Source organism: Brevundimonas vesicularis (assembly GCF_044807075.1).
GTDB lineage: Bacteria > Pseudomonadota > Alphaproteobacteria > Caulobacterales > Caulobacteraceae > Brevundimonas > Brevundimonas vesicularis_G.
On the sequence record NZ_CP085234.1, the window covers coordinates 1187058 to 1211125 of the forward strand.

Annotated in this window: 25 protein-coding genes; 16 read left to right on the forward strand and 9 right to left on the reverse strand. The window is 66.9% G+C overall.

Annotated features, from left to right (window positions below):
• Positions 1 to 26: 26 nt before the first annotated feature.
• The gene (locus LG306_RS05790; RefSeq protein ID WP_404418919.1) at positions 27 to 2567 is read right to left on the reverse strand and encodes an HWE histidine kinase domain-containing protein; all 2541 of its coding nucleotides are present in this window, start codon (positions 2565 to 2567) and stop codon (positions 27 to 29) included.
• 211 nt (positions 2568 to 2778) lie between these two features.
• On the opposite strand from LG306_RS05790, the gene LG306_RS05795 reads away from it, so the two are divergent.
• Complete coding sequence (locus LG306_RS05795; protein ID WP_404418921.1) at positions 2779 to 3399, forward strand: PAS domain-containing protein; 621 nt, start codon at positions 2779 to 2781, stop codon at positions 3397 to 3399.
• 21 nt (positions 3400 to 3420) lie between these two features.
• Here the strand turns inward: LG306_RS05795 and LG306_RS05800 are convergent, their stop codons facing one another.
• The 4 genes from LG306_RS05800 to LG306_RS05815 all read right to left on the reverse strand — a co-directional run bounded on the left by LG306_RS05800 (position 3421) and on the right by LG306_RS05815 (position 8806).
• Complete coding sequence (locus LG306_RS05800; RefSeq protein ID WP_404418923.1) at positions 3421 to 5805, reverse strand: ATP-binding protein; 2385 nt, start codon at positions 5803 to 5805, stop codon at positions 3421 to 3423.
• A 90-nt stretch (positions 5806 to 5895) separates the two neighbouring features.
• Positions 5896 to 6462, reverse strand: a complete 567-nt coding sequence (locus LG306_RS05805; RefSeq protein ID WP_404418925.1) for a hypothetical protein — start codon at positions 6460 to 6462, stop codon at positions 5896 to 5898.
• Positions 6463 to 6537: 75 nt separating this feature from the next.
• The gene (locus LG306_RS05810; protein WP_205682687.1) at positions 6538 to 6945 is read right to left on the reverse strand and encodes a CBS domain-containing protein; all 408 of its coding nucleotides are present in this window, start codon (positions 6943 to 6945) and stop codon (positions 6538 to 6540) included.
• Between the two features lie 61 nt (positions 6946 to 7006).
• Complete coding sequence (locus LG306_RS05815) at positions 7007 to 8806, reverse strand: von Willebrand factor type A domain-containing protein (RefSeq protein WP_404418927.1); 1800 nt, start codon at positions 8804 to 8806, stop codon at positions 7007 to 7009.
• A gap of 147 nt (positions 8807 to 8953) precedes the next feature.
• Between LG306_RS05815 and LG306_RS05820 the strand changes: the two genes are divergently transcribed.
• Both LG306_RS05820 and LG306_RS05825 read left to right on the forward strand, forming a co-directional pair.
• On the forward strand, positions 8954 to 9766 hold the full coding sequence (locus LG306_RS05820) for an isocitrate lyase/phosphoenolpyruvate mutase family protein (protein WP_404418929.1): 813 nt from the start codon (positions 8954 to 8956) through the stop codon (positions 9764 to 9766).
• A gap of 60 nt (positions 9767 to 9826) precedes the next feature.
• Positions 9827 to 11689, forward strand: a complete 1863-nt coding sequence (locus LG306_RS05825; protein ID WP_404418931.1) for a monovalent cation:proton antiporter-2 (CPA2) family protein — start codon at positions 9827 to 9829, stop codon at positions 11687 to 11689.
• A gap of 3 nt (positions 11690 to 11692) precedes the next feature.
• Here the strand turns inward: LG306_RS05825 and LG306_RS05830 are convergent, their stop codons facing one another.
• Entirely contained in the window at positions 11693 to 12313 is a 621-nt protein-coding gene (locus LG306_RS05830) for a DUF4168 domain-containing protein (RefSeq protein WP_404418933.1), read from the reverse strand.
• A gap of 215 nt (positions 12314 to 12528) precedes the next feature.
• Here LG306_RS05830 and LG306_RS05835 point away from each other — a divergent pair, with 215 nt between their 5' ends.
• From LG306_RS05835 to LG306_RS05845, 3 genes are all read left to right on the forward strand, one after another.
• Positions 12529 to 13548 carry a S1/P1 Nuclease gene (locus tag LG306_RS05835; RefSeq protein ID WP_404418935.1) on the forward strand — a complete coding sequence of 340 codons (1020 nt, stop codon included), beginning with the start codon at positions 12529 to 12531 and terminating at the stop codon, positions 13546 to 13548.
• Positions 13549 to 13655: 107 nt separating this feature from the next.
• Entirely contained in the window at positions 13656 to 14441 is a 786-nt protein-coding gene (locus tag LG306_RS05840; protein WP_404418937.1) for an RNA methyltransferase, read from the forward strand.
• A gap of 155 nt (positions 14442 to 14596) precedes the next feature.
• Positions 14597 to 14920, forward strand: a complete 324-nt coding sequence (locus tag LG306_RS05845) for a YnfA family protein (protein ID WP_205682698.1) — start codon at positions 14597 to 14599, stop codon at positions 14918 to 14920.
• 210 nt (positions 14921 to 15130) lie between these two features.
• On the opposite strand, the gene LG306_RS05850 is transcribed toward LG306_RS05845, so the two are convergent.
• Entirely contained in the window at positions 15131 to 15955 is an 825-nt protein-coding gene (locus LG306_RS05850) for a hypothetical protein (RefSeq protein ID WP_205682700.1), read from the reverse strand.
• Between the two features lie 375 nt (positions 15956 to 16330).
• Between LG306_RS05850 and LG306_RS05855 the strand changes: the two genes are divergently transcribed.
• Positions 16331 to 16882, forward strand: a complete 552-nt coding sequence (locus tag LG306_RS05855) for an OmpA family protein (RefSeq protein ID WP_017504678.1) — start codon at positions 16331 to 16333, stop codon at positions 16880 to 16882.
• 61 nt (positions 16883 to 16943) lie between these two features.
• On the opposite strand, the gene LG306_RS05860 is transcribed toward LG306_RS05855, so the two are convergent.
• Complete coding sequence (locus tag LG306_RS05860; RefSeq protein WP_404418940.1) at positions 16944 to 17654, reverse strand: NAD-dependent deacylase; 711 nt, start codon at positions 17652 to 17654, stop codon at positions 16944 to 16946.
• 63 nt (positions 17655 to 17717) lie between these two features.
• Here LG306_RS05860 and LG306_RS05865 point away from each other — a divergent pair, with 63 nt between their 5' ends.
• The 9 genes from LG306_RS05865 to LG306_RS05905 all read left to right on the forward strand — a co-directional run bounded on the left by LG306_RS05865 (position 17718) and on the right by LG306_RS05905 (position 23739).
• Complete coding sequence (locus LG306_RS05865) at positions 17718 to 18824, forward strand: S-(hydroxymethyl)glutathione dehydrogenase/class III alcohol dehydrogenase (RefSeq protein WP_045809795.1); 1107 nt, start codon at positions 17718 to 17720, stop codon at positions 18822 to 18824.
• A 61-nt stretch (positions 18825 to 18885) separates the two neighbouring features.
• Positions 18886 to 19269, forward strand: a complete 384-nt coding sequence (locus tag LG306_RS05870) for a VOC family protein (RefSeq protein WP_404418942.1) — start codon at positions 18886 to 18888, stop codon at positions 19267 to 19269.
• A 38-nt stretch (positions 19270 to 19307) separates the two neighbouring features.
• Positions 19308 to 19535, forward strand: a complete 228-nt coding sequence (locus tag LG306_RS05875) for a FitA-like ribbon-helix-helix domain-containing protein (protein WP_112863594.1) — start codon at positions 19308 to 19310, stop codon at positions 19533 to 19535.
• Positions 19532 to 19948, forward strand: a complete 417-nt coding sequence (locus tag LG306_RS05880) for a type II toxin-antitoxin system VapC family toxin (protein WP_404418945.1) — start codon at positions 19532 to 19534, stop codon at positions 19946 to 19948. The genes LG306_RS05875 and LG306_RS05880 overlap by 4 nt, the downstream gene beginning before the upstream one ends.
• Position 19949: 1 nt before the next feature.
• Positions 19950 to 20789 carry an S-formylglutathione hydrolase gene (gene fghA / locus LG306_RS05885; protein WP_404418947.1) on the forward strand — a complete coding sequence of 280 codons (840 nt, stop codon included), beginning with the start codon at positions 19950 to 19952 and terminating at the stop codon, positions 20787 to 20789.
• A 7-nt stretch (positions 20790 to 20796) separates the two neighbouring features.
• Positions 20797 to 21756, forward strand: a complete 960-nt coding sequence (locus LG306_RS05890; protein ID WP_404418949.1) for a DUF4350 domain-containing protein — start codon at positions 20797 to 20799, stop codon at positions 21754 to 21756.
• Between the two features lie 15 nt (positions 21757 to 21771).
• Positions 21772 to 21996 carry a hypothetical protein gene (locus LG306_RS05895; protein WP_039244260.1) on the forward strand — a complete coding sequence of 75 codons (225 nt, stop codon included), beginning with the start codon at positions 21772 to 21774 and terminating at the stop codon, positions 21994 to 21996.
• 107 nt (positions 21997 to 22103) lie between these two features.
• Positions 22104 to 22715 carry a superoxide dismutase gene (locus LG306_RS05900; protein WP_017504687.1) on the forward strand — a complete coding sequence of 204 codons (612 nt, stop codon included), beginning with the start codon at positions 22104 to 22106 and terminating at the stop codon, positions 22713 to 22715.
• An 85-nt stretch (positions 22716 to 22800) separates the two neighbouring features.
• Positions 22801 to 23739 carry an MBL fold metallo-hydrolase gene (locus tag LG306_RS05905; RefSeq protein WP_404418951.1) on the forward strand — a complete coding sequence of 313 codons (939 nt, stop codon included), beginning with the start codon at positions 22801 to 22803 and terminating at the stop codon, positions 23737 to 23739.
• A gap of 11 nt (positions 23740 to 23750) precedes the next feature.
• Here LG306_RS05905 and LG306_RS05910 read toward each other — a convergent pair whose 3' ends face one another.
• On the reverse strand, positions 23751 to 23972 hold the full coding sequence (locus LG306_RS05910) for a hypothetical protein (protein WP_017504689.1): 222 nt from the start codon (positions 23970 to 23972) through the stop codon (positions 23751 to 23753).
• Between the last annotated feature and the right edge of the window lie 96 nt (positions 23973 to 24068).

Below are 24068 nucleotides of genomic sequence, written 5' to 3' on the forward strand. Positions count from 1 at the left end.
AACAGCCTCGAGGATCGTGTCGCCGTCTATCGGCCCAGCTTGCGATAGGCGTCGAGCAGGTTGGACGGCGAATAGGGTTTGGTCAGGACGGGCCGGTCGCTGAAACGCGGGTCGATGATCGCGGCGTCGCCATAGCCGGTCGCGAACACGAACGGCACGTCCATTTCCGTCAGCCGGGCGGCGATCGGCACGCTCTGTTCGCGGCCGAGGTTGTAGTCCAGCACTGCAAAAGCCGGGACCGATTCCTCCAGACTGTCGATCGCCGAGGCGACGCTGGAGGTCACGCGAACGTCGTCCGCGCCCAGGGTCTGAAGCATGGCTTCCGTCTCGAGCGCGATCAGAAGATTGTCCTCCACCAGCAGGACCCGGCCCTCGATCCGATCAAGACCGGGCGTCTGCGGAGCTTGAGCCGGCGCCATCTCGGCCTGCGGCTCGGGGCTGCACTCGGCGATATGGGCGGGCGGCAGGGTGAAGCGGGCGCGCAGGCCGGACGGCAGGAACTCCACGGATGCCGTGCCGCCCAGCTCGTGGGGGATGGCCCGCTCAATGATCGTTGATCCGAACCCGCGTCGTGTCGGCGGCGTCACCGGCGCGCCGCCCTGTTCCAGCCAGTCGATCACCAGGCCGTCGGCGTCACTGCATTTCAGCGCGATGTCCACGGCCCCCGACGAGTCTCGGAAGGCGCCGTATTTGGCGGAGTTGGTTATGAGTTCATGCATGACCAAGGCGACGGTCGCGAAGGCGTCGGGCTGTACACCTGCGTCGTCGCCGGTGATGCGAACACGCTCGGCCTTTTCACCGAGGTAGGCCCCGGCCTCGACCCGGATCATGTGTGTCAGGGAACGGGCGCCCCAACCGTTGCTGGTCAGCTGGTCATGCGCCCGGGCCAGGGCGTGAACCCGCGTGGAGATTTCGTCGGCAAGCGCCTTGACGCTGACGGCCGCTTCCGAGGATTGCCTGACCAAGCCGACGATCAGGTTCAGGATGTTGCGGACGCGGTGGTTCAGCTCGGCGATCAGCAGGTCCTGCTGATCATTCGACGTCTTGCGCTGTTTTTCCGCATGATCGGTGATCTGCAGCACCACTTCCAGCAAGGTGACCCGCAGGATTTCGGCCATGCGCCGATCCTGGTTGCTCCAATGCTCCGACTGCCCCCGAACGGTGTCCTGCCACAGGGCGAAACTGGTTCGCGGGGACAGGCCATTCTGGCCGGGGACAACCGCCTTTTCCGGCTTGCCGGCCCAGTTGACTGTGTTGACCAGCTCCTTGCGGAAGAAGACGACGTAGTCGCGCGGCCGACGCGAGACGGGGATGGCCAACAGCCCGGCGACGTCCCCCGACCAATCCGCGGCCTCTGGATAGGCCTGACGCAGTTCGTGCGTCTGGAAGGGCTGGCTGGATGCGGTGCGATTGAGGAAGCGCATCAGCTCCAGGGCCTCTTCGGCGTTCGGCGTCTCGCCGGACAGCCGCAGGCGACCGTCGATAAATGTCGCCAGTCCGTCAGCCTTCAGCCGGCCTTGCACCTTTTGCAGGTGGGGGAACAGCTCATCGACCGAACCGCCGTCGCCGGAGAAGCTGGCCAACATCGCATTATGCAGCTCGCGCGCTTCCGCCTGATGTTCGACGGCCTCCGCGCGCTGAATCGACTCGACGATGGACGACAGCATCGCGCCATAGAAATCCAGCTGCTGCCTCAGCGACGCCGAGAGGCGTTTCGGCTTGCTGTGATGGCAGGCGATCAACCCCCACAGGGCGCCGTCGACCACGATGGAGATCGACATGGACGCGCCCACGCCCATGTTCTTCAGATACTGAATATGGGTGGGCGACACGGCGCGGAGCCCCGCCATCGACAGATCGAGCAGCGCGCCCTCGGGCGTCGTCCTGGGCACGACGGGACAGGTGGGGGCTGAGACATCGGCGATCAGCCGGATCGGATTGCGCAGATAAAGGGCGCGCGCCTGAACCGGAATGTCGCTGGCGGGATAGCGCAGACCCAGGAAGGCCGGCAGGTTCGAATGACGCGATTCCGCCACCACCTCGCCGCTGTCGTCCGGGCGAAAGGCGTAGACCATCACCCGGTCGAAGCCGGTCAGGGCGCGCACCTGTCGCACCGCCAGCTTGGCGACGGCGTCCAGGGTCCGCATCTTGCGCAACTGCACCAGCATCTGCTGCACGGCGCGGTCGTCGCCAGACCCGCTCGCCGGCTCGAACTCGAGGATGATGGAATCGCCCAGGCGATGGATGCCGACGTCGAGGCGCTCATCGCGCCCCTTAAGGACGACGTCGCTCAGCATCTCGCCCTGATCGTCGTGCCCGACGATCTGCAAACGGCCTCTCAAATCGTGAACGACGCTCGGCCCGATGATGTCGACAAGCGAGCGGCCCAGCACCTCTTCCGGTGAAAATCCGATGAACACTGGCAGATTGGAAGAGGCGCGACGAACGATCCAGTCGGTCGAGACCTCGATCAGGCATCCGTGGGATTGGACCTCGCCCAGAAACTGGATCGCCTCCAGGGCGCACTGGTCGAGCAGGACGCCGGCACCTTGTGTCCCCTTCAACATGTCCAGCGCCTCCAAACGACCCATATGGATCGAAATGGCTTAATACGATCCAGTTTGGCGCATTACAAATGCTTTAATCTTTGCTATTGATGCAATTCGTCATGTAATGGGTTACAGTTGTGTCCGCTGGCACAATTTGGTGTATCGTCCCGGCATGTCCTGGAGCACCTTAAGCCCTGAAACGCTCCTCAGCTTCTTGAGAGCTACAGCGGTGGTGACGTTCGTCGTTGAGGCGGACGGCTATGTGCTGGACGTGCCTGAATGGGTGGCGCTGACAGGTCAGCCCCCATCAGAGGCCTTGGGTGACGGCTGGTTGCGGATGATCCATCCAGAAGATGTCAGCCGGGTCAGCGCGGCCTGGAAGACCGCCGTGTCTCACGAGATGTCCTACAATACGGACTACCGGCTCGTGTGCGCGGACGGCTCTTATCGTTGGTTCAATGCGCGCGCCGAACCGGTGATGGGGCGAGACGGGCGAACCGCCAAATGGGTCGGCGTCATATTGGCGATTCCGGGTGGCTCGCGCCCGTCGCGCGGCGTCGCGAACGCCGATCGGCCGTCGCGCGCGGATCGCTTCTCGGATATCTCTCCTGCCGCCCTTCGCGCGGCGCGCGCCATGCTGCAGTGGTCGGCCGACCAGATGGCCGCCGAATCCGGCATCGCACGATCAACCCTTCGCCGCCTCGAGGGCGGCGAGGACACGACGACGCCGCGCAAGGCCAGCATCGCCAAGATTCTCGCGGTCCTCTCGCGCGAGGGGCTGCTGTTCGTGGGCCAGGATGGCGTGATCCTGGGCGTCATCGACCATCACGGCGAGATCGCCGCGGAGTAACGCCTCCGCCTCCGAGGTCAATCAGGCCGCAAAGGCCGCCCGGATCGGCTGAACCGTCTGATCCGGCCGCTTCACCGGCATGTCGAAGCTGACGACGGTCCCGACCCCCGGCTGGCTTTCCATCTTCAGCTCGCCGCCGTGCATTTCGATCAGGGACTTGGTCAAGGCCAGGCCCAGGCCGGTGCCCTGGGTGGTCTTGGAATGCTGGCCCTCGACCTGTTCGAACGGGCGGGCGAGGCGCACCAGATCTTCGGGCGCGATGCCGATGCCGGTGTCGGCGCAGGCGACGCGGACGCGGTCCTCGCCCTCGGCGCCGACGAAGGGTTTCAGCGACACGACGATGGAGCCGCCCTCGGGCGTGAACTTCACGGCGTTGGAGATCAGGTTCAGCATCACCTGTTTGACGCCGCGCTGATCGGCCTCGATGTCGGGCAGGTCGCCGGCCTCGACCGCGATCTTCAGGCCTGCATCCTGCACCTTGCCGCGCATCAGCCGCACCGCGTCCTCGCACACCTCGCGCAAGGACACCGGCTCATAGTGCAGGCTCATCTTGCCCGCCTCGATCTTGGCCATGTCCAAGACGTCGTTGATCAGGCTGAGCAGGTGCTGGCCCGACTTCAGGATGTCGCCGGCGTATCCCCTGTATTTCTCGTTCAGCGGCCCGAACAGCTCGCTGGCCATGATCTCCGAGAAGCCGTTGATGGCGTTCAACGGCGTGCGCAGTTCATGGCTCATATTGGCCAGGAACTCGGACTTGGCCTGGTTGGCGGCCTCGGCCCGGGTCATGGCGACCTCGTATTTGCGCGCCAGCAGCGACAGCTTCTCCTGGCTGGATTCCAGCTGATCGACGGTGGCGCGCAGATCGTCGGCGGCGCGGCGGCGCTCGGCCTCCTGGCGTTTGATGGCGGTGATGTCGGCGGCGGTGACGACCGAGCCGCCTTCGGAGGTGAACCGCTCGGACAGTTGCAGCCAGCGCCCGTCGTTCAGCTCGACCTCGCGCAGGCCCGCACGACCGCTGGCCGGACGGTGCTCCGCCTTGATGGCCAAGCCGGCGATCCGATTCAGTTCGTCCTTCAGCGCGCCGCGCCGCACCACCCCGTGCTCGAAGTTGAAGGCGTCCTCGAACGCCTGATTCCACAGGATCAGCCGCCCCTGGCGGTCGAACAGGACGAAGGCCTCGGAGATGCTCTCCACCCCGTCGCGCAGCCGGCTCTCGGCGGCCTGGGCGGCGGCCTTGGCGCGCCGGGCATCGGTGATGTCCAGCGCGACGCCCAGGATGGCGGAAAAGCCCGTATCGCCGCGCTCGCCACGCGCCTGACCCCGCGCGTCGATCCACCGCGCCCGCCCGTCCGGCCCCGCTACCGGAAAGGTGACCGCAAAGGCGCCGTAGGCCGCCGCCTGCCGCAGGGCGTGGCGGACCTCTTCCTGAAAGCGCGGATGGACCCGGCCGATCACATCCTCGGCGTCGGTCACGCCGCCGCGCGCAAAGCCCAGCAAGGCAGCCATGTAGTCCGACAGCGACACCTCGCCCTTGGCAAGATCCCATTCCCAGACGCCGCACTGCGCTGCCTCGACGGCGATGCGGAACCGTTTCTCGGTAGCGACCCGCTCGCGGTGATGGCGCGTCTGGCGCAGGCCGTAGAGGATAAACAGGACCACGACGCCAAGACCCAGGAGCAGCGGCACGACGATCACCCAGGCATCGTCGAAGAAGGAGCCTGTCGTCGCCTGAGAGACCGCAACGACGAATGGACCGCCCGGACCCGTCGCGGCGGCGGTCGCCATCCGGGGCTCGCCGCCCAGCGTCACGGCGCGGGGTTCAGCCCCATCGGCCAGGGCTGACGCGTCAATGCCGATCAGGGTGAGGATGGGCTGGCCGATCTCGGCGGCGCGCGCCGAGGCCAGCACCACGCCGCCCGCCGACACGATCCGCGCTTCGCCGTCTTTCGGCATGACGGGGGCGATCCGCGACTCCAGCCTCAGGCCGTCGACATTGGCTTGGCCGGCGACGATCGATCCTTCGCCCTTGAACGCCTGCACCGTCTCGCCGGGACCGACCAGGGTGAAGGCGACCTTGGGCGCGGCGGCTTGGGCGGCCTCCACGACTTCGATGGGCGGACGTTTGGCTGCGATGGCGGTGCGGCCGGCGGCCAAGCCCGCCTCGGCCGACTTGATCAGGACGCCAATCTGGCTGGCGGCCAGCTCGGCGTTGAGTTTAAGGTTTTCGGCTTCCAGGCGGCTGATCTCGCGGGTCGGTCGGCTGACTTCGCGCGACGCCATCAGGGCATAGCCGGCGGCGATCAGCGCCAGGACCAGAACGGCGATCCGCAACCAGGCGGGCGCGCCAGCGGCGCGGTCGGAGGCGCGCCGCCCCGACCGATTTTCGCGCCGCTCCTCGTCCCGCAAGTCCCGACCCTCCGACAAACACCTCGTCGCGGGAATCTAGGCTGCGTCGCGGATTCGTGTCGAGGCTCGGCGCGCGCTTTTAACGGGTTTTTAGGCGGCGGCGGGCGCCGTCAGGCGGTCCGGCGCGGGTTCCAGCACACGCGTCACATCCTGCAGCGTGTCGCGCGCCTGTCGGGCCAGGGTCAGAACGGCGGGCGGCGCATCGTCCGGCGTCTCCGCGACCAGATCGACCAGCTCCTGGGCGATGCGCATGAACTGCGGCGCAGCGGCGATCAGGCGGGCCTGAAACTCGATATGCTGCGGGTCGCGATCGTATTCCGCCCCCGGTACACGCCACCCGCCCCAGTCCGCCTTATCGGTGACGACCACCGGATAGGTGCCGGGATGCGGGTGATGCAGACAATCTTCGGGCAGCTGCCATTTGTTGCGCGCGCGCAGCAGGCGCCATTCGCCAGGCTCCTGATCCGAGGCCGGATCGTCAGCCGCCAGCATCAGTTCGTTGGCGGTGAACTCGCGCCCCAGACCGACGTCATAGGTGACGCGCACGGGCTCCTCGAAGCCCTTCGCCCAGACCGGCTGGACCTGTTCGATGAAGGCCCAGGCGCCGACGCACTCGACCCAGACCTTCTGACCCTTCTGGAACTGCGCGCGCGCCATGCCACTCTCCGAAACCCGCAGCCAGAATGAATCAAGATCATTGACGGCGGGTGTCGGGGCGCGGTTACGCAGGTCTTAACGCGAGATGCTTTCCAGCGTCTCGCCGGCGTATTTCTCTTTCACGCGCGTCGACAGGTCGCCCAGCGACACGACGCCGACCACGCGGCCATGCTTGTCCACGACCGGGGCGCGACGGATCTGCTTGGAGCCCATCAGGTCCAGCACGATCTTAAGGTCATCGGTGTCCAGCACTGTTTGCGGATCACGCGTGATGAACTCGACCACCGCCGCCGACGGGGCCGCGCCGGTCGCCAGGGCGCGCACGACGATGTCGCGGTCGGTGATCGTGCCGATCAGCTGATCGCCGTCCGCCACGGGCACGAAGCCGAAGTCGCCCTTGGCCATGCGGCTGGCCACATCCTGGATGGTGTCGGCGGGGCGGGCCAGATGCACGTCCTTGGTCATCACGTCGCGGATCTTCATGGCGGGTTTCCTTTGTTTGAAGCGTTGCGCTGAAAACCCGCCGCGAGCGTGGCGGTTCCGGTCAGGGCGTCCGCATCGGGGGTAGGCCCTGGGCCGCCCGCACCAGCTGAACGAACTCGGCCCGGTCGCCATACGGGTCTTCGCCCCTTGCCCCCTGCGCCTGATCGATGATGCGGTCCCAGCCATAGTCGGCCGTCATCCACGGATCGCCGCGCAGCTTCTGACCGAACCCGGCGACCGCGATGGCCCAGCGCGTGGCCTCGGGCGGCTGGCCGCTGACAGGCCCGCCCGCACGGTTGGTCAGCGGCTGCTGGATCAGGTCCGAGCGGCTCTGGCCCGGCTGTTTGTAGCGCACCTGGATGAAGCCGATCTCGCCGTTCGGATCGCCGCCGCCGACCCTGATACGGTTGTCGGGATAGCGCCTTTCGGGAACCTGGGTCGGGCCGCCGACGGGGGTGATCTCGTACAGGGCCGTGATGCTGGCGCCGGATCCGACCTCGCCCGCATCGACCTGGTCGTTGTTGAAGTCTTCCTCGTTCAGCAGTCGGGTTTCGTATCCGATCAGCCGCCATTCGGCGACGCGGGCGGGATTGAACTCGACCTGGATCTTGACGTCGTCGGCGATGGGGAAGGCCCCCTTGTCGAACGCCGGACCGAACAGGCGGCGCGCATCCCTCAGGTCCCCGACATAGGCCGCGACCCCATTGCCCGCCTGGGCGATGGTCTGCATCCGCGCGTCCTGATAGTTGCCGCGCCCGAAGCCATAGACCGACAGATAGATGCCCGTCCCGCGCTTGTCGGCGACATAGTCCTCCAGCCGCTTGTCGTCGGTCACTCCGACATTGAAGTCGCCGTCAGTGAACATCAGGACGCGGTTGACCTTGTCGCGGGCGAAGTTCGCCTGGGCCTGGTCATAGGCGTTGGTCATGCCGGTCGCCCCGGCCGTGCCGCCAGAGGCCTTCAGGCTGGCGACGGCGCAGCGCATCTTCAGCTTTTCGTCGCCCTTGGTCGGCTGCAGGGTCGTGCCCGCGCCTTCGGCATAATAGGTGACGGCCAAGGTGTCCTGCGGCCTCAGCCGATCGATGGCCAGGTTCATCGCCTTCTTGGCCAGGTCCAGCTTGTCAGCCGACCCCATTGAGCCGGAGACGTCCACAAGGAAGGTCAGGTTCAGCGGCCGTTGCTCCCCCGCCGGTAGTTCATACCCTTGCAGGCCGATGTGAACGATCTGCCGGCCCTCAGCCCAGGGCGAGGCCGCGACCGCCGTGGTGATGGCGAAGGGCCGGGTCTGGCTGGTCGGCCGGGCATAATCATAGTCGAAGGCGTTGATCAGCTCCTCCACCCGCACCGCATCTTTGGGCGGCGCACGACCCTCGTCGATGAAGCGCTTCACGTTCGAATAGGACGCCGTGTCCACGTCGATGGAGAAGGTTGAGACCGGCTGATCGCTGGTCCGCTTCACCGGATTGGGCGTCGCATCAGGGTAGCGTTCGGTGTCGGCGGGCGCGGGCGCCGGGGTGATCGGCGAAACCCGAACCCCGGTTACGCCCACGCTGCCTGTCATCGCAGCGGGCGGCGGAGGGACGTATGAAGCAGGCGGTGGCGGCGGGGGAGGGGCCGGAGGAGGAGGAGGAGGCGGCGGCGCGTGCGTCGTCGCCGTGCGACCTTGGACGCGAGATCCCGTCACGACGAGATCCTGCATCTCGGTTTCCGTTTCCAGCTCAAACCCCAGCGGTCGGCACGCCGCCGGCGTCGGTTCGCCATCCAGCGGCTTGGCCAGGGCGACGCTCGGCACGGCGACCGGCGGCGCGGCGAACGACAGGCTCAGAACGGACAGAGCCGCGATCCTGATGATGCGTGACATGGCTTCCTCCGGTTGTTTCTGGACGCCAGTCGCAGGTTGTCATGGGGCGAAACTGTGGCGCTGGCTCGGATTCGGGTCGCGTCCGAATATCGCCAGCAGCGAGCGTGGCTTTCATGCCAAACGGCGTCGCCACACAGGGAGACAGGCATGACCGATCAGATTCGACGCGCCGAGGCGTTCAGGGAGCAACATCACAAGGGCTGTCTGATCCTGCCGAACTGCTGGGACGCCGCCAGCGCGCGAATATTCCAGACCACCGGTTTCTCCGCCGTGGCCACGACCAGCGCGGGCGTCGCCTGGGCCTGTGGCGCGCGGGACGGCCAGGGGCTGGATCGCGAGGCGATGATGCGGGAGATCGCGACCATCGCGCGATCCATCGACCTGCCGCTGAACGCCGATGTCGAGGCAGGCTATGGCGCAGCCGCAGCCGATGCGGCCGAGACGGGACGCCAGGCCTGGGCGGCGGGCGCCGTCGGGATCAATTTCGAGGACGCCGATCATGCCGCGCCGGGCGAAGTGATCGAGGTCGCGGCCCAGCAAACCCGCATCGCCGCCCTTCGCGAGGCCGCGCCTGACCTGCTGATCAACGCCCGGACGGATGTCTTCCTGCTCAGGCTGGGCGACGACGAGGAACAGCGGATCGAAATGGCGATCGAACGGGGGCGCGCCTGGCTGGACGCAGGGGCCGAACTGGTCTTCCTGCCCGGAACGACGGATCCCGCTGTCGTCCGCAGACTGGCTGACGGAATCGGCGGCCCGATCAGCCTGATGGCGGGCCCCGACGCACCGCCTGCGAAGACTCTGTTCGAGGCGGGCGCCTGCCGCATCAGCACCGGCCCCTATCCGATGCTGGCGATGCTGGAGCGGTTAAAGACCTTGGCCGACGGACTGGCCGACGACTGGGCAGTCATGAAGCCTGCCGGAGACGGTCTCGCGAAGATCGGATCGGTCTTCGGCTGAACAGGCTCGCAAAATCGGTTCCGCTTCCCCACTATTGTCGTTCGCGGACAGGGGGATGCGATGGCCGAGGCGACGACGGGACTGGATTTGGGCGCAGCGGCCGCCCTGCTGGCCGCAGGCGTGCTCGCCGTGCCGGTGTTCAAGCGCATCGGCCTGGGATCGGTGTTGGGCTATCTGGCGGCGGGCCTCGCTATCGGTCCCTTCGGCCTGAAGCTGTTCCGCGAGCCCGAGACCATCCTGCACGTCGCCGAGTTCGGCGTGGTCATCTTCCTGTTCATCATCGGGCTGGAGATGCGGCCCAAACGGCTTTGGGGACTGAGGAAGGAAATCTTCGGCCTCGGCGCGGCCCAGGTGCTGTTCTGCGGCCTGATCCTGACCCTGACCGCCATGCTGGCCGGCTTCTCCGCACCCGTCGCCTTCGTCGGCGCCATGGGCTTTGTCCTGTCGTCCACCGCCGTCATCATGCAGATGCTGGAAGAGCGCGGCGAAATCGCGGGCGGGCCGGGCCAGCGGGCGGTCTCCATCCTGCTGCTGGAAGACCTGGCCATCGTGCCGCTGCTGGCCATCGTCGCCGTCCTCGCCTCGGTGCTGGGCGTGGCCAACGAACAGGCGCCGCCCCTTTGGCGGACCGTCGGCTTCGCGGTCGCGGCGGTCGGCGGGGTGCTTCTGGCCGGCAAATATCTGGTCAATCCGGTCTTCCGTCTCCTGGCCCAGTACGGCGGACGCGAGGTCATGACGGCGGCGGCCCTGCTGGTCGTGGTCGGCGCCGCCTGGGCCATGTCTTTGGGCGGTCTGTCCATGGCCATGGGCGCCTTCCTGGCCGGGGTCCTGCTGTCGGAATCCACCTTCCGTCACCAGCTTGAGGCGGACGTCGAGCCGTTCCGCGCCATCCTGCTGGGTCTGTTCTTCCTCAGCGTCGGCATGTCGCTGGACGTGTCGGTGGTCGTCGCCGACTGGCGTCTGGTGCTGGGCGGGGTTGTGGCTTTCATGCTGGTCAAGGGCGTGGGCATCTATGCCGTCGCGCGCCTGTTCAAGGCCTCGCACCATGAGGCGGTCGAGCGCGCGGGCCTGTTCGCGCAGGGCGGCGAGTTCGCCTTCGTCCTGTACGGCGCCGCCGTCGCCGCCGGCCTGTTCGACTCCCGCATCGGCGCGATGATGTCGGCGGTGGTCATCCTGTCGATGGCCCTGACGCCCCTGACCTCGCTGCTGATCGCGCGGCTGTCGCCCAAGCCGGTCCAGGACGCCGAAAGCGCCGAGGGCGTCGACTTCGCCAAGGACCTGCGCGGCCAGGTGCTGATCATCGGCTTCGGCCGTTTCGCCCAAGTCGTGTCTCAACCCCTGCTGGCCCGCGACGTGGACGTGTCGATCATCGAGAACGACGTGGAGATGATCCAGGCCGCCTCCCAGTTCGGGTTCAAGGTCTATTACGGCGACGGCACCCAGCTGCACACCCTGCGCGCTTCGGGCGCGGAGGAGGCCGAGATGGTTCTGGTCTGCGTGGACAAGCCCGAGGCCGCCGACCGCATCGTCGAACTGGTCAAGTCGGAGTTCCCGACCACCCGGATCATGGCCCGCGCCTTCGACCGAGGGCATTCGATGCGCCTGATCCAGGCCGGCGTGGACTACCAGATCCGCGAGACCTTCGAGTCGGCGCTCAAGTTCGGCGAGCGCGCCCTGGTCGAACTGGGCTTGGACGAGACCCTGGCGGCCGAGACCATCGGCGACGTGCGCCGTCGCGACGAGGCCCGTCTGGACCTGCAGCTGACCGGCGGGCTCAAGGCCGGCCGCCAGCTGATGCGCGGCAATATGCCGACGCCCCAGCCCGCCCCCTACATCAAGCCCCGCCGCGAAGGCCGGCTGCTGAACGAGGACGAGGCGGGCCCAGCCGCGCCGGACACCCGGCGCGAGCCCGCAGACACCTGATCGCTACTGGCTCACGCCCTTCTCCAGACGCGCGCCGGCCAGTTGCGCCTTGGCCTGAAGATAGGGCGTCGCGGAAACCAGTTGCGAGATGGCGTTGAAGCGCTCGGTCGTCAGGCCGGACGCCTCGACCGCCGCCGTCAATTTGGCGCTCTGCTCGGGCGTCGCCTGATTGTTCTGCACCTCGGCTGTGACGACGCGGATCTGCGTCATGGCGGTGACGAAGCGGTTCAGTTCGTCGTCTGTCACGGCGGCGGCAGGGGTGCCGGGCGCTGGCGGCGTGGCGTTCACCACCCGAATGCGCGCGGCCAGGGCCGGATCGGCGGCGACGGCGTTGGACAGGGTGTTGAAGCGCGTCACTTCAAGCCCTGAATCCTGCACTGCGGCGGCCATCTGCGCCTGCTGTTCCGGCGTCGGCTGAGCGCCGTTCAGCGTGTCGCTGACGGCTCTCACCTTGGCCATGGCGTCGTCAAACTTTTTCAGCTCGTCATCGGTGAAGGTGGTCGAGCCGGCCATCGGCGCGGCCGTCGGCATCTGCGCCGTCGTCGATGCCTCTTGGGCGTGAGCGGTCGCGGCGGTCGCAAGAAGGGCGACGGAAGCAAGAAGGGCGATGCGGGGCGTGCGCATGGGAATGTCCTTTCGGTCTGGCGTCCACTGGAAGGGCCGTCCGACGACGGCGATGACGCAATCACGTCATCGCTCCCCAGGGGCGTGGAGCCTGGAAACAGACGAAGGGGGAGCCTTCATAACCTAGGCGCCGATGCGCCTCACGCCACCCCTTGGGCGCTGGAGGCGCGATCAAGGATGCGTTAGACGGGCGTGATCCTTGTTGAGGTTTGCCCATGAAACGTCTCGCCATCGCCGCCCTGGCCCTCGTCGCGGTCGCCGCGCCGGCGGTCACCGTCACCGCCTGGGGCAACACCGGCCACCGCCTGATCGGCGTGGCGGCGATGCGGGCCCTGCCGGACGAACTGCCGGCCTTCCTGCGCACGCCCGCCGCCATCGCCGACGTGGGCGAACTGGCGCGCGAGCCCGACCGCTGGAAGGGCGCCGGCCAGCCGCACGACCGCGAGCGCGACACCGCCCACTTCGTCGACCTGGACGACCAGGGTCGCGTCTACGACCAGCGCGGGATGAGCCTCAACGATCTGCCGCGCCTGAAGTCCGAATATGACGCCGCCCTGACCAAGGCCGGTCTGGACGTCAACGACGCCGGCTATCTGCCCTACGCCATGATGGACGCCTGGCAGCAGCTGGGCCGCGACTTCGCCTACTGGCGCGTGCTGAACGCCGCCGAAAAGCGTGAGACCAATATGGAGCGCCAGGCCTGGTATCGCGCCGACCGCATCCGCCGCGAGGCCCTGATCTTGCGCGACATCGGCGTCATGGGCCACTATGTCGGCGACGGCTCGCAACCGCATCACACCAGCATCCACTACAACGGCTGGGGCGACTTCCCGAACCCGGAAGGCTTCACCAACTCGCGCCAGACCCACGCCGTGTTCGAGGGCGAGTTCACCAACCGCGTCGCCCGTCTGGACGCCGTCGAGGCCGCCATGCCGGCCGCCAAACTGGACGGTTTCGACGTCAAGGCGCGCACCGTCTCCTACCTGACCACGACCCTGGGGACGGTGATCCCCTTCTATCGGCTGGAGAAGGCCGGCGGCTTCCGTGACGCAGACCCGCGCGGCGCGGCCTTCGTCAACGAACGTCTGGCGGCGGGCGCCGGTGAACTGCGCGACTTCATCGTCTCCGCCTGGACCGCCTCAGCCAGCGCCTCCATCGGCTGGCCCGCCGTCAAGGTCGTCGAGGTCGAGGCCGGAACCACCGACCCCTGGATCGCCATGGTGGGCGAGGACTGAACCGCTTGGTGAACAGTGCTAGTGAGCGAGGGGTGAGCGGGTCGTGCGCGTATCGACGCCTCGGCTCACCTCTTGCTCACTAGCACGCCTCACTTATAGCAGCGCCAATGTCTGATCTTCCTCCCCCCGCTGTCGTCCTCGACAAGTCGCAGATGGCCGAGAACATCGGCGCCGTGGCGCGGGTGATGGCCAACTTCGGCCTGTCGGACCTGCGTCTGGTCAGCCCGCGCGACGGCTGGCCCCAGGAGCGGGTCTGGGCCACGGCCTCGGGCGCCGACTGGGTCTTGGACGGGGTGCGGGTGTTCGACAGTGTCGCCGACGCCATCGCCGACCTGAACACCGTCTTCGCCACGACCGCCCGCCCGCGCGAGACGCGCCAGCCCGTGCGCACGCCGCGCGAGGCCAGCCGCGTCCTCTATGACGACACGGCCTCGGGCCTGAAGACGGGCCTGCTGTTCGGCGGTGAGCGCGCCGGGTTGGAGACGACCGATATCGCCCTGTGCGCCGGCATCGTCACCATTCCGATCGACCCGAAGCACCACTCCCTGAACCTGGCCCAGGCCGTTGCGATCAACGCCTATGAATGGCGCACCCTGATCCTGGACGCCCCGCCGCCGCGCTTCCGCGACAGCGAACCGCCGGCGTCTAACGACCTGCTGATCGGCATGTACGAGCATCTGGAGGACGAACTGGAAAACGGCGGCTTCTTCTATCCGCCCGAGAAGAAGCGCTCGATGAGCCAGAACCTGCGCGTCATGCTGGGCCGCGCCGCCTTTTCGGAGCAAGAGGTCGCCACCATGCGCGGCGCCATCCACGCCCTGTCGCGCGGCCGCGGCCGGGTCCTGGCCAAGCTGGCGGAAGAACGGGCGGCGAAGGCCAAAACGGAAGAGTAGGGGGGACCTCTCCTTCTCCTCCGTCATCCTCGGGCTTGACCCGAGGATCGGGCGCAACGGGCGTCGGCTCTCCCCGACGATTTGCAGGCGGACAATCAGATCCTCGGGTCAAGCCCGAGGATGACGATGGTGGTAATGCGACGTAGGAAGCCCTTATGAAGCTGGCCGTCATATATCCCCTCGCCGCGCTGGCGGAGATCGGCGGCTGTTTCGCCTTCTGGGCCTGGCTGAAGCTGGATCGTTCGCCCCTGTGGCTGGCGCCCGGCGTCGCCTGCCTGATCGCCTTCGCCTGGCTCCTGGCCCTGGTCCCCAGCGACGCGGCGGGCCGCGCCTTCGCGGCCTACGGCGGCGTCTATATCTGCGCCTCCCTGATTTGGATGGCGCTGGTCGAGAAGACCCCGCCGGATCGCTGGGACATTCTTGGCGGCTTGGTCTGCCTGATCGGCGCCGGGCTCATCCTGTTCGGCCCGAGAGGCTAGCCAGCCGATCTGCGAGACACGATCGCAGACATTTCAATCCTTTGCCTCGCGTCAGCGTCATCCTCCTGACCACGCCGTCAGGCCGTGCGATCCTGGCTCTGTTCATCCGTAGCGGACGCAACGCACGGTCGAGGAGGCAAGAGATCAGACGAATTAGACGAATTAGACGGTGTTTTTCTGATGCGACCGTCTGAATGGGCGTCGGCCGCGTCAGCTCGCGCCCAGCAGGTCCGACCAGCGCCAGCTGCCCTTGCCCAGCGCCAGTTGCGCGCCGCCGGGGCGGTCTTCCAGCTTCAGGACCGCCAGGCCCGTCATGCGCTGGCTCTTGCACTCGGCCGGGGCGAAGGCGACCTCCAGGGCGATGGCCTGGCGCACACCCGCCAGACCCTTGCCCGCCTGGTTGCGGCTTTGCAGCCAGTCGCCGTTCCAGACCAGAATGGCGCGTCCGTTCGCGTCCATGTCCTGGGACGCGGCGATGACGGCGCGTCGCACGGCCTGGTCGTCGCGCACCGCGTCCTGAACCCAGCGCACCATGTCGCATGAACCGCCGCCTGAGCCTGCACCGGCGCCGGTCCCGCCCGAGCCGCCCGATCCGCCGACGCCCGTTCCGCCGCCGCCGCCCGGACCAGCGCCGACCGTCATGGCGCCGGCGATCTGGGCCGCGCCCAGCAGGGGCAGGGGCGGGCCCGGCGGAGCGGGCGCGGCCGGCAGGGGTTCGACGTCCGGCGGGCGTTTGCTGACCACCAGTCTCGGTCGCGCCGCCGCCACGGCCGGCGGTCGCCGCTGGGGCGCGGGCTTGGCCGGCGCGGCCGCCTGGGCGGCGGCGGCCGGCGCGTCGGGCGTGGGATCGGGCGCGATCACGCGCGCGGGTGGGGGAGGCGGGGGCGGCTCGACCAGTTCGACCATCATCGGCGGCGTCTGCGGCGCCTCGACCATCGGCTCCGCACCGCCGTGCATCAGCAGCGCCAGCCCCAGATGCGCGGCCAGGATCGGCGTCGCCGCCAGCGCCCACCGCCGTGTGCGCGCCGCGCTCAATCGCCTATCCGTGATGGGCGTTGAACACGCCGCCGCATGGTCATGGGGACAAAACGCCTGTAAAAACCGCCAGGCGTCGTTGAAAACATTCGGTCGCGTCAGGAAAGTGGCGTCGTCGTGAATGCAACCGCGCGACGGCGCAGAGGGGCGATAGATGAGCGTGTCCGCCCTCCGGCATCCGCCGTCGGCGGCACAACGTATTCACTAATGCGACGGTTCCATCCTCATGCAAGAATAACGCGAATATTCGATCTGCTTATGGTCAAGCTGACATGATGCCGCCCAAAGCGCGTCATTACTCCGCCTTGTCTCATACGCCACTTTCATCTTGCGCATGAACTGGGTGTGGCGCTCCCGGCAAGAAGGAGACAGAACTTGAGCAGATCGAAACTCAGGACGGCGGTCGTCGGCGGCGCCCTCATCGCCCTCGGCTTTGCGGCCAGCGGCTGCGCCAGCCATCGTTTCGTGCGTGATCAGGTCGAAGTCGTCGACAACCGCGTGACCCAGGTCGAAGGCACCGCAGGCCAGGCCCTGCAACGCGCCAACGACGCGCACAAACTGGCCGAGGGCAAGTTCCTCTATCAGGTCGTGCTGTCGGACGATTCCGTGAAATTCCCCACCGACGCGGCGGCCCTGTCGCCCGAGGCCGAGCAGCGCCTGGCCCAGTTCGCCCAGCGTCTGCAGGGCGAGAACAAGAACGTCTATCTGGAAATCCAGGGCTACACCGACTCGACCGGCACGCCCGAGCATAACGACCAGCTGGGCGAGCAACGCGCCGAGGCCGTGCGTCGCTTCCTGAACCGCCAGGGCGTCGCCCTGAACCGCATGGCCACCATCTCCTATGGCCAGGAACAGCCAGTGGCCTCGAACGACACGCCCGAGGGCCGTTCGCAGAACCGCCGCGTGACCATCGTCGTCCTGGCCTAAGCCGCCTCGACTTCGAACGCCGGAACGGCGGCCGCCTTCGCAGCGGCCGCCGTTTTCGTCTCTACAGCGTGTCGAAGAAGGCCGGCACGGCCTGCGTCGCCGGCCCGTAAACGCCTTCGTCGAACAGGCGCGCGCCCGACGTCGGCTCCAGGTTGATCTCGACCGTCCGCGCCTCGGCATATCGCGCCGCCTGCACGAACCCCGCCGCCGGATAGACCGCGCCCGACGTGCCGATGGACACGAACAGGTCGCAGGCTTCCAGCGCCCGCTCGATCCGGTGCATCTGAAGCGGCATCTCCCCGAACCAGACGATGTGCGGCCGCATGACGCCGTCGGGATGATGCGGCGAGGCCTCGTCCGCCGCCATGTCCCCGGCCCAGTCCATGACTACGCCCGACCGGGTGCAGCGGCCTTTCAGCAGTTCGCCGTGCATATGGATCAGCTCGAACCCGGCGGCCGGCGGCGTCGCTTCATGCGCCCGGTCGTGCAGATCATCGACGTTCTGCGTCACCAGTAGGAAGTCGCCCCGCCACCGCGCCGCCAATGCCGCCAGCGCCCTGTGCGCCGCATTGGGCTGGACCTCGTCCAACTGCCGCCGCCGCTGATTGTAGAAGTCCTGCACCAGCGCCGGATCGGCCGCATAGCCCTCAGGCGTCGCCACATCCTCCACCCGATGCCCGCACCACAGCCCGTCCGACGCCCGAAACGTCGGCACGCCGCTCTCGGCCGATATGCCGGCTCCGGTCAGGACGACGAGGTTTGTGTGTGACATGACGGCTTCATACCATCCTGCGCCTGCCCTAGAAGAGAAGGGAATCGTTAAGGAGCCCCCGCCATGAAAACCCGCGCCGCCGTCGCTTTCGAGGCCAAACGTCCGTTGGAGATCGTCGAGGTCGATCTGGAGGGTCCGCGCGCCGGCGAGGTGCTGATCGAGATCAAGGCCACCGGCATCTGCCACACCGACGCCTATACGCTGGACGGGCTGGACTCCGAGGGCGTCTTCCCCTCGATCCTGGGCCACGAGGGCGCGGGCGTGGTGGTCGAGGTGGGGCCGGGCGTGACCTCGGTCGCGGTCGGCGATCACGTCATCCCGCTGTACACGCCGGAATGCCGACAGTGTAAGTCGTGCCTCAGCCGCAAGACCAACCTTTGCACGGCCATTCGCGGCACCCAGGGCAAGGGCGTCATGCCCGACGGCACCAGCCGCTTCAGCTACAAGGGGCAGGCTATCGCCCACTATATGGGCTGCTCCACCTTCTCGAACTACACCGTCCTGCCCGAGATCGCGGTGGCGAAGATCCGCAAGGACGCGCCCTTCGATAAGGCCTGCTACGTCGGCTGCGGCGTGACCACCGGCGTCGGGGCCGTGGTCAACACGGCCAAGGTCGAGCCCGGCGCCAACTGCGTCGTCTTCGGGCTGGGCGGCATCGGCCTGAACGTCATCCAGGGGCTGAAGATGGTCGGCGCCGACATGATCGTCGGCGTGGACATCAACGGCGACAAGGAAGAATGGGGCCGTCGCTTCGGCATGACCCATTTCGTCAATCCCAAGGATGTGCCGGACGTCGTCGCCCATCTGGTCCAGCTGACCGACGGCGGCGCGGACTACACCTTCGACTGCACCGGCAACACCGTCGTCATGCGCCAGGCGCTTGAGGCCTGCCACCGCGGCTGGGGTGAGAGCGTCGTCATCGGCGTCGCCGAATCCGGCAAGGAGATCGCCACCCGCCCGTTCCAGCTGGTGACCGGCCGGGTCTGGCGCGGATCGGCCTTCGGCGGCGCGCGCGGCCGCACCGACACGCCCAAGATCGTCGACTGGTACATGGACGGCAAGATTGAGATCGACCCGATGATCACCCACACCTTCGCCCTGGACGACATCAATAAGGCCTTCGACCTGATGCACGAGGGCAAGAGCATCCGCTCGGTCGTGGTGTTCTGACGCCTTGCGCGCCGCCGGGTTCGTTGTTTAAGAAAACGGACTGGAAGAGGGAGGTCTGACCATGTTTACCCACGTCACCGTCGGCGCCAACGACATCGAGGCGTCACGCAAATTCTATGACGCGGCGCTCGGCGCGCTTGGCGTCGAGACGGGGCAGGGGCCGGACCCCAAGGGGCGTTACTGGTGGCGCACCCGCATGGGCGCCTTTGCGATCGGCGCGCCGATCGACGGCGAGCCGGCCTGCCACGCCAACGGCGGCACCATCGGCTTTCACGCCAAGACGTCCGAGATGGTCCAGGCCTTCCATGACGCGGGCGTCGCCGCCGGCGGTCGCGCCATCGAGGATCCGCCCGGCGAGCGTCAGGGCCCGTTCGGCCCGATGATCCTGGCCTATCTGCGCGACCCGTCGGGCAACAAGATCTGCGCCATGCATCGGGTGGGTTGAAGCGTTGTGGTCGTGCTAGCGCTGTGCTATCATGACGCATGGCTCAGGTTCTTGTCCGCGATCTGGATGATGGCGTCGTCGCCCGCCTCAAGGTGATGGCGAAGGCTCAGAACATCTCCCTCGAGCAGAAGTTCAGGGACATGGCCGTGCGTGAGGCGATGGATGTCGAGGCCCGCTTTGAAGCCGCGTCTCGACGATCCCGCGAGCAGACGCGAGGCTCGTCTCTCGATTCCACGGCCCTGATCCGCGAAGATCGCGATCGGTGAGTGCGGTTTTCGACGCCAGCGTCGTCGTCAAATGGTTCATCGACGATCCACTGGCTGACGACGCGATCGAGGCCCGTCGAATCCACGGGTCTCCCGTTGCGCCGGACCTGATGCTGATCGAATCGGCCAATGTCTTTCGCCGCTACGTGGTTCGTGGCGAACTGGAGGCTTCGTCCGCGACGGAGAACCTGTCCGTCATCCCGCAAGTCGTTGATTTGGCCGATCATCGAGAACTGATCTCTGAAGCCTTCGATCTTGCTTGTGATCTCAATCATTCGATGACCGACTGCCTTTATGCCGTGATGGCGCGGCGGCGAGGTCTGCCTCTCGTCACCGCGGATGCCAAGCTTGCTCGCAAGCTGCACGCGGTCAGGGACATGGACGTTCGTCTCCTAAGCTCGCAGGAAATCTAGCATGACCTTGCAGACCACCAAGACCCACGCCGTCCACGGCGGAACCCTGCGCTATCTGAAGCACGACAGCACAGCGACCGGCACGCCGATGACGCTGTCGGTCTTCACGCCGGCGGGCGAGGGGCCTTTCCCGGTGCTGATCTGGCTGTCGGGCCTGACCTGCACCGAGGATAATTTCACCACCAAGGCGGGGGCCTATCAGGCCGCCGCCGAACATGGCGTCATCATCGTGGCGTCCGACACCTCGCCGCGCGGAGACGGCGTCGCCGACGACCCCGCCTATGACCTGGGTCAAGGCGCGGGCTTCTATCTGGATGCGACGCAGGCGCCCTGGGCGCCGCATTTCCTCATGGAGACCTATGTCACCGAGGAACTGATCGCCCTGATCGACGCCGAGTTTGCGACCACGGGCGTCCGCTCGATCAGCGGCCATTCGATGGGCGGCCACGGCGCCCTGACCCTGGCGTTGAACCACCCCGACCTGTTTCGTTCGGTCTCCGCCTTCGCGCCGATCTGCTCGTCGACCCGGTGCGCCTGGGGCGAAAAGGCCTTCACCGCCTATCTGGGCGACGATCGTGCGACGTGGGACCGCCACGACGCCGCCAAGCTGATCGCCGCCGGCGCGGCGCGCGGCGTCTATGACGACATCCTGATCGACCAAGGCGACGCCGACAGCTTCCTGGCCGACCAGCTGAAGCCGGAACTGCTTCAAGCCGCCGCCGACGCCGCAGGCCAGAAGGTCACGATCCGAATGCAGCCCGGCTACGACCACTCCTATTTCTTCATGGCCAGCTTCATCGCCGACCACATCGCCTTCCATTCCGAACGCTTGAAGGTCTAAGCGACAGATGGGACGCCGGGGTTGGATCGCTGTCGCAGTCCTGCTGCTGGCAGGCCCAGCCTTGGCGCAAGAGCAGATCGGCGATCTGGATTGGCGGCCAAAGGTGGCGTCGCCCGCCTATGTGACGGATGGGCCTGTCGTGCTTGTCGATCAGGGCCACGGCAGCGAGCAGACCATCGAGGGTCGTTATACCGCCTTCGCCGCGCTGATGCGGGCCGACGGATATCGGATCGAAGCCAGCCAGGGGCGGCTCGATGCGCCCGGCGCGCTTGATGGCGCAGCGGTGTTGGTCATCGCCAATCCGGCGCGCCCGACGGACGGCTCGCGCGCCTCGGCTTTCGACGACGCCGAGATCGAGGCGATCCGCCGATGGGTAGAGCAGGGCGGAGCGTTGCTGCTGGCCGCCGATCACGCGCCCCATGGTTCCGCTGCCGAAGCCTTGGCTGAAAGGTTCGGCGTGTCGATGGGCACGGGTTACGCCTTCCAGACCGTGGGCGGCGACGTCACGGCCAATCTGGTCTTTCCGCGCCCGGCGCTTGCGGATCATCCGATCATCGAAGGCCGCGACCAAAGCGAGCGCCTGACGATCGTCAAGAGCTTCACCGGGCAGTCGCTGTCGGGACCGGCCGACGCAACGGTGTTGTTGGCGATGAGCGCGGATGCGCGAGAGGCTCCCGATCTTAAAGCCTTGCAAACGATCCGAACGCGGCTTCGGGCCGGCCAGGATCCAGCCGTCGTCCTTGCCGAGTTGTCGCGGCCCGCCTTACCCGCCCAAGGTCTGGCTTTGCGATTTGGCGCGGGACGGGTCGTCGTGCTCGGAGAGGCGGGGATGCTCACGGCCCAGATCGTGCGTTTTCCCGACCAGCCGGATCGCGACCCCGTTCGCATGGGGTTAAACACAACGGGTCATGACGATCAGCAGTTCGTGCTGAACCTGATGCACTGGCTGTCGCGTCTGCTCCCCTGATGCTAGAGGGGCGCCATGAGCGCTTCTGATCCCTACGAACCCATGTTTTCCGCCCTGTGCCGCGAGGTGGGCTACTGCCTGCACGCCAAGGGGCAGAAGCGGGTGATCGAGGCCCTGCCGAAGGGGCTGGACGCCGCCGTGCGCGCCGTCTTCGCGGCCGAGGGCGTGGATGAACCCAATGCGCCGGGTGATGTGAAGCGGGCCGTTCGCGATTGCCTGAAGGCGAACTTGCCAGCTTGACCGTTACGGGTCGATAAGTCGGAACAAATCCAGGCGCTGTCGCTTGGGTTTCATGAACGGGCGCCTAGATGAGGCGCATCGGAAACTTGTCGCGAGAGGAACCTCCCATGGCCTTCACCCTGCCCCCGCTGCCCTACGCCTATGACGCGCTGGAGCCGGCCATCGACAAGGAGACGATGACCTTCCACCACGACAAGCACCACCAGACCTATGTCGACAACCTGAATAAGGCCGTCGACGCCGACGAAAACCTGAAGGGCAAGTCGCTGGAGGAAATCTTCACCAGCATCTCCACCGCGCCCAAGGCCGTGCGCAACAACGGCGGCGGCCACTGGAACCACAGCCTGTTCTGGGAACTGCTGGCCCCGGCCGATCAGGCGGGTGAGCCCTCGGCCGAGCTGAAGGCCGCTATCGACGCCGATCTGGGCGGCATGGACAAGTTCAAGGAAGACTTCAACGCCGCTGGCGCCGCGCAGTTCGGTTCGGGCTGGGCCTGGCTGATCGTGCAGAACGGCAAGCTGAAGATCACCTCGACCCCGAACCAGGACAATCCGCTGATGGACGTCGTGGACGAGCGCGGCGAGGTCATCCTGGGCGCCGACGTCTGGGAGCACGCCTATTATCTGAAATACCAGAACCGCCGCGCCGACTATCTGAAGTCGTTCTGGACGGTGGTGAACTGGAACAAGGTCAACGAACTCTACGCCGCCGCCAAATAAGGTTGCCGAGACCGAACATGACGACGCCCGCCGGAACCTCCGGCGGGCGTTTTCGATTGCGTCATCGCACACGGAGATCGAAGCGATGCGGATGATGATGACGGGGGCCGCCGTAACGGCCCTGATGCTGGCGGCCTGTAACCCCAACGCGAACGCGCAGAAGCCCGGCGATCCCGCGCCGCCCAACCCCACCCAGACCGTCGCGGCCCCGGCCGAGAAGCCGGTCTATCGCTTCAAGATCGGCGCGCTGGACGCCATCGCCCTGTTCGACGGCGAGAACCCGGTCAAGAACGACAACCAGACCTTCGGTGTCGGCCTGACGCCGCAGGCGGTCGCCGCGCCGCTCACCGCCGCCGGACAGCCGGCCGATCCGATCATGCTGGAAATCCATCCGCTTCTGGTCAGGAACGGCGCCCGCACGATGCTGTTCGACACGGGCCTGGGCGAGGGCAAGGGCCAGTTGATGGACAGCCTGCGAAAGGCAGGCGTCGATCCCGCTTCGATCACCGACGTGCTGATTTCGCACGGCCATCCGGACCATGTCGGCGGCCTGATCCGCAACGGCGGCCTGGCCTTCCCCAATGCGGCGATCCGGATGTCGGAGGCGGAATGGGCGTCCATCCGCGCCAATCCCGAACTGGCCGATCTGGTGCGGATCATCACGCCCAAGGTCCAGGCCTTCGAGCCGGGCGGCGAGGTCGCGCCCGGCGTCCAATCCCAGGACACGGCCGGCCATACGCCGGGCCACGTCGCCTATCTGATCGCCGACGGTCAGAACCAACTGCTCTACACCGGCGACCTGATGCACCATTGGGTCTTGTCGGTCGAACATCCGGACTGGAAGGTCGGCTATGACGACGATCAGGCGGCAGGCCTGAAGGCGCGGCTGGACGAGGTGACGGCGCTGCGCAACTCCGGCGCCCACATCTACGCCTATCACTTCCCCTTCCCGGGCCTGGGCAAGGTGGCGACCCGCGAGGGCCGCGCCATGTTCATATCCGAAGCGCAGTCTGCAAAGGACTAGGCCGCGAAGGACTACACGCGGAAATCCACGCCATGTCGGGCGCGCTCGCTCATGCGCTCGGCATGGTGTTGGCGAACGATGCGGCGCTGGCGCAGCATCTCATGGATGCCGTCGGCCAGATCGAGGAGCTGGTGGTCGCTCAAAGGCTCGACCAGATCGACCAGCTGCCTTTTCAGCGTTTCCATGGCCTTGTCGGACAGGCCGGTCGGAAGGGCGTTGTGATCGGGCTGCATTCCACTCCTCCTTGTTCTGGCGCAGGGCTGGGGTTGCGATGGGGGAACTGCGTGGCGAGGAATTGTTTCCATGCCATCGTGCTTAACAGCCCGCCG

Bases quoted from the DNA above. Each gene is read 5' to 3' on its own strand.
- LG306_RS05790 (WP_404418919.1), bottom strand. From the start codon at position 2,567: ATGTTGAAGGGGACACAAGGTGCCGGCGTCCTGCTCGACCAGTGCGCC.
- LG306_RS05805 (WP_404418925.1), bottom strand. From the start codon at position 6,462: ATGGCGCGCGCGCAGTTCCAGAAGGGTCAGAAGGTCTGGGTCGAGTGC.
- LG306_RS05810 (WP_205682687.1), bottom strand. From the start codon at position 6,945: ATGAAGATCCGCGACGTGATGACCAAGGACGTGCATCTGGCCCGCCCC.
- LG306_RS05815 (WP_404418927.1), bottom strand. From the start codon at position 8,806: ATGTCACGCATCATCAGGATCGCGGCTCTGTCCGTTCTGAGCCTGTCG.
- LG306_RS05820 (WP_404418929.1), top strand. From the start codon at position 8,954: ATGACCGATCAGATTCGACGCGCCGAGGCGTTCAGGGAGCAACATCAC.
- LG306_RS05825 (WP_404418931.1), top strand. From the start codon at position 9,827: ATGGCCGAGGCGACGACGGGACTGGATTTGGGCGCAGCGGCCGCCCTG.
- LG306_RS05830 (WP_404418933.1), bottom strand. From the start codon at position 12,313: ATGCGCACGCCCCGCATCGCCCTTCTTGCTTCCGTCGCCCTTCTTGCG.
- LG306_RS05835 (WP_404418935.1), top strand. From the start codon at position 12,529: ATGAAACGTCTCGCCATCGCCGCCCTGGCCCTCGTCGCGGTCGCCGCG.
- LG306_RS05840 (WP_404418937.1), top strand. From the start codon at position 13,656: ATGTCTGATCTTCCTCCCCCCGCTGTCGTCCTCGACAAGTCGCAGATG.
- LG306_RS05845 (WP_205682698.1), top strand. From the start codon at position 14,597: ATGAAGCTGGCCGTCATATATCCCCTCGCCGCGCTGGCGGAGATCGGC.
- LG306_RS05860 (WP_404418940.1), bottom strand. From the start codon at position 17,654: ATGTCACACACAAACCTCGTCGTCCTGACCGGAGCCGGCATATCGGCC.
- LG306_RS05865 (WP_045809795.1), top strand. From the start codon at position 17,718: ATGAAAACCCGCGCCGCCGTCGCTTTCGAGGCCAAACGTCCGTTGGAG.
- LG306_RS05870 (WP_404418942.1), top strand. From the start codon at position 18,886: ATGTTTACCCACGTCACCGTCGGCGCCAACGACATCGAGGCGTCACGC.
- LG306_RS05875 (WP_112863594.1), top strand. From the start codon at position 19,308: ATGGCTCAGGTTCTTGTCCGCGATCTGGATGATGGCGTCGTCGCCCGC.
- fghA (WP_404418947.1), top strand. From the start codon at position 19,950: ATGACCTTGCAGACCACCAAGACCCACGCCGTCCACGGCGGAACCCTG.
- LG306_RS05890 (WP_404418949.1), top strand. From the start codon at position 20,797: ATGGGACGCCGGGGTTGGATCGCTGTCGCAGTCCTGCTGCTGGCAGGC.
- LG306_RS05895 (WP_039244260.1), top strand. From the start codon at position 21,772: ATGAGCGCTTCTGATCCCTACGAACCCATGTTTTCCGCCCTGTGCCGC.
- LG306_RS05900 (WP_017504687.1), top strand. From the start codon at position 22,104: ATGGCCTTCACCCTGCCCCCGCTGCCCTACGCCTATGACGCGCTGGAG.
- LG306_RS05905 (WP_404418951.1), top strand. From the start codon at position 22,801: ATGCGGATGATGATGACGGGGGCCGCCGTAACGGCCCTGATGCTGGCG.
- LG306_RS05910 (WP_017504689.1), bottom strand. From the start codon at position 23,972: ATGCAGCCCGATCACAACGCCCTTCCGACCGGCCTGTCCGACAAGGCC.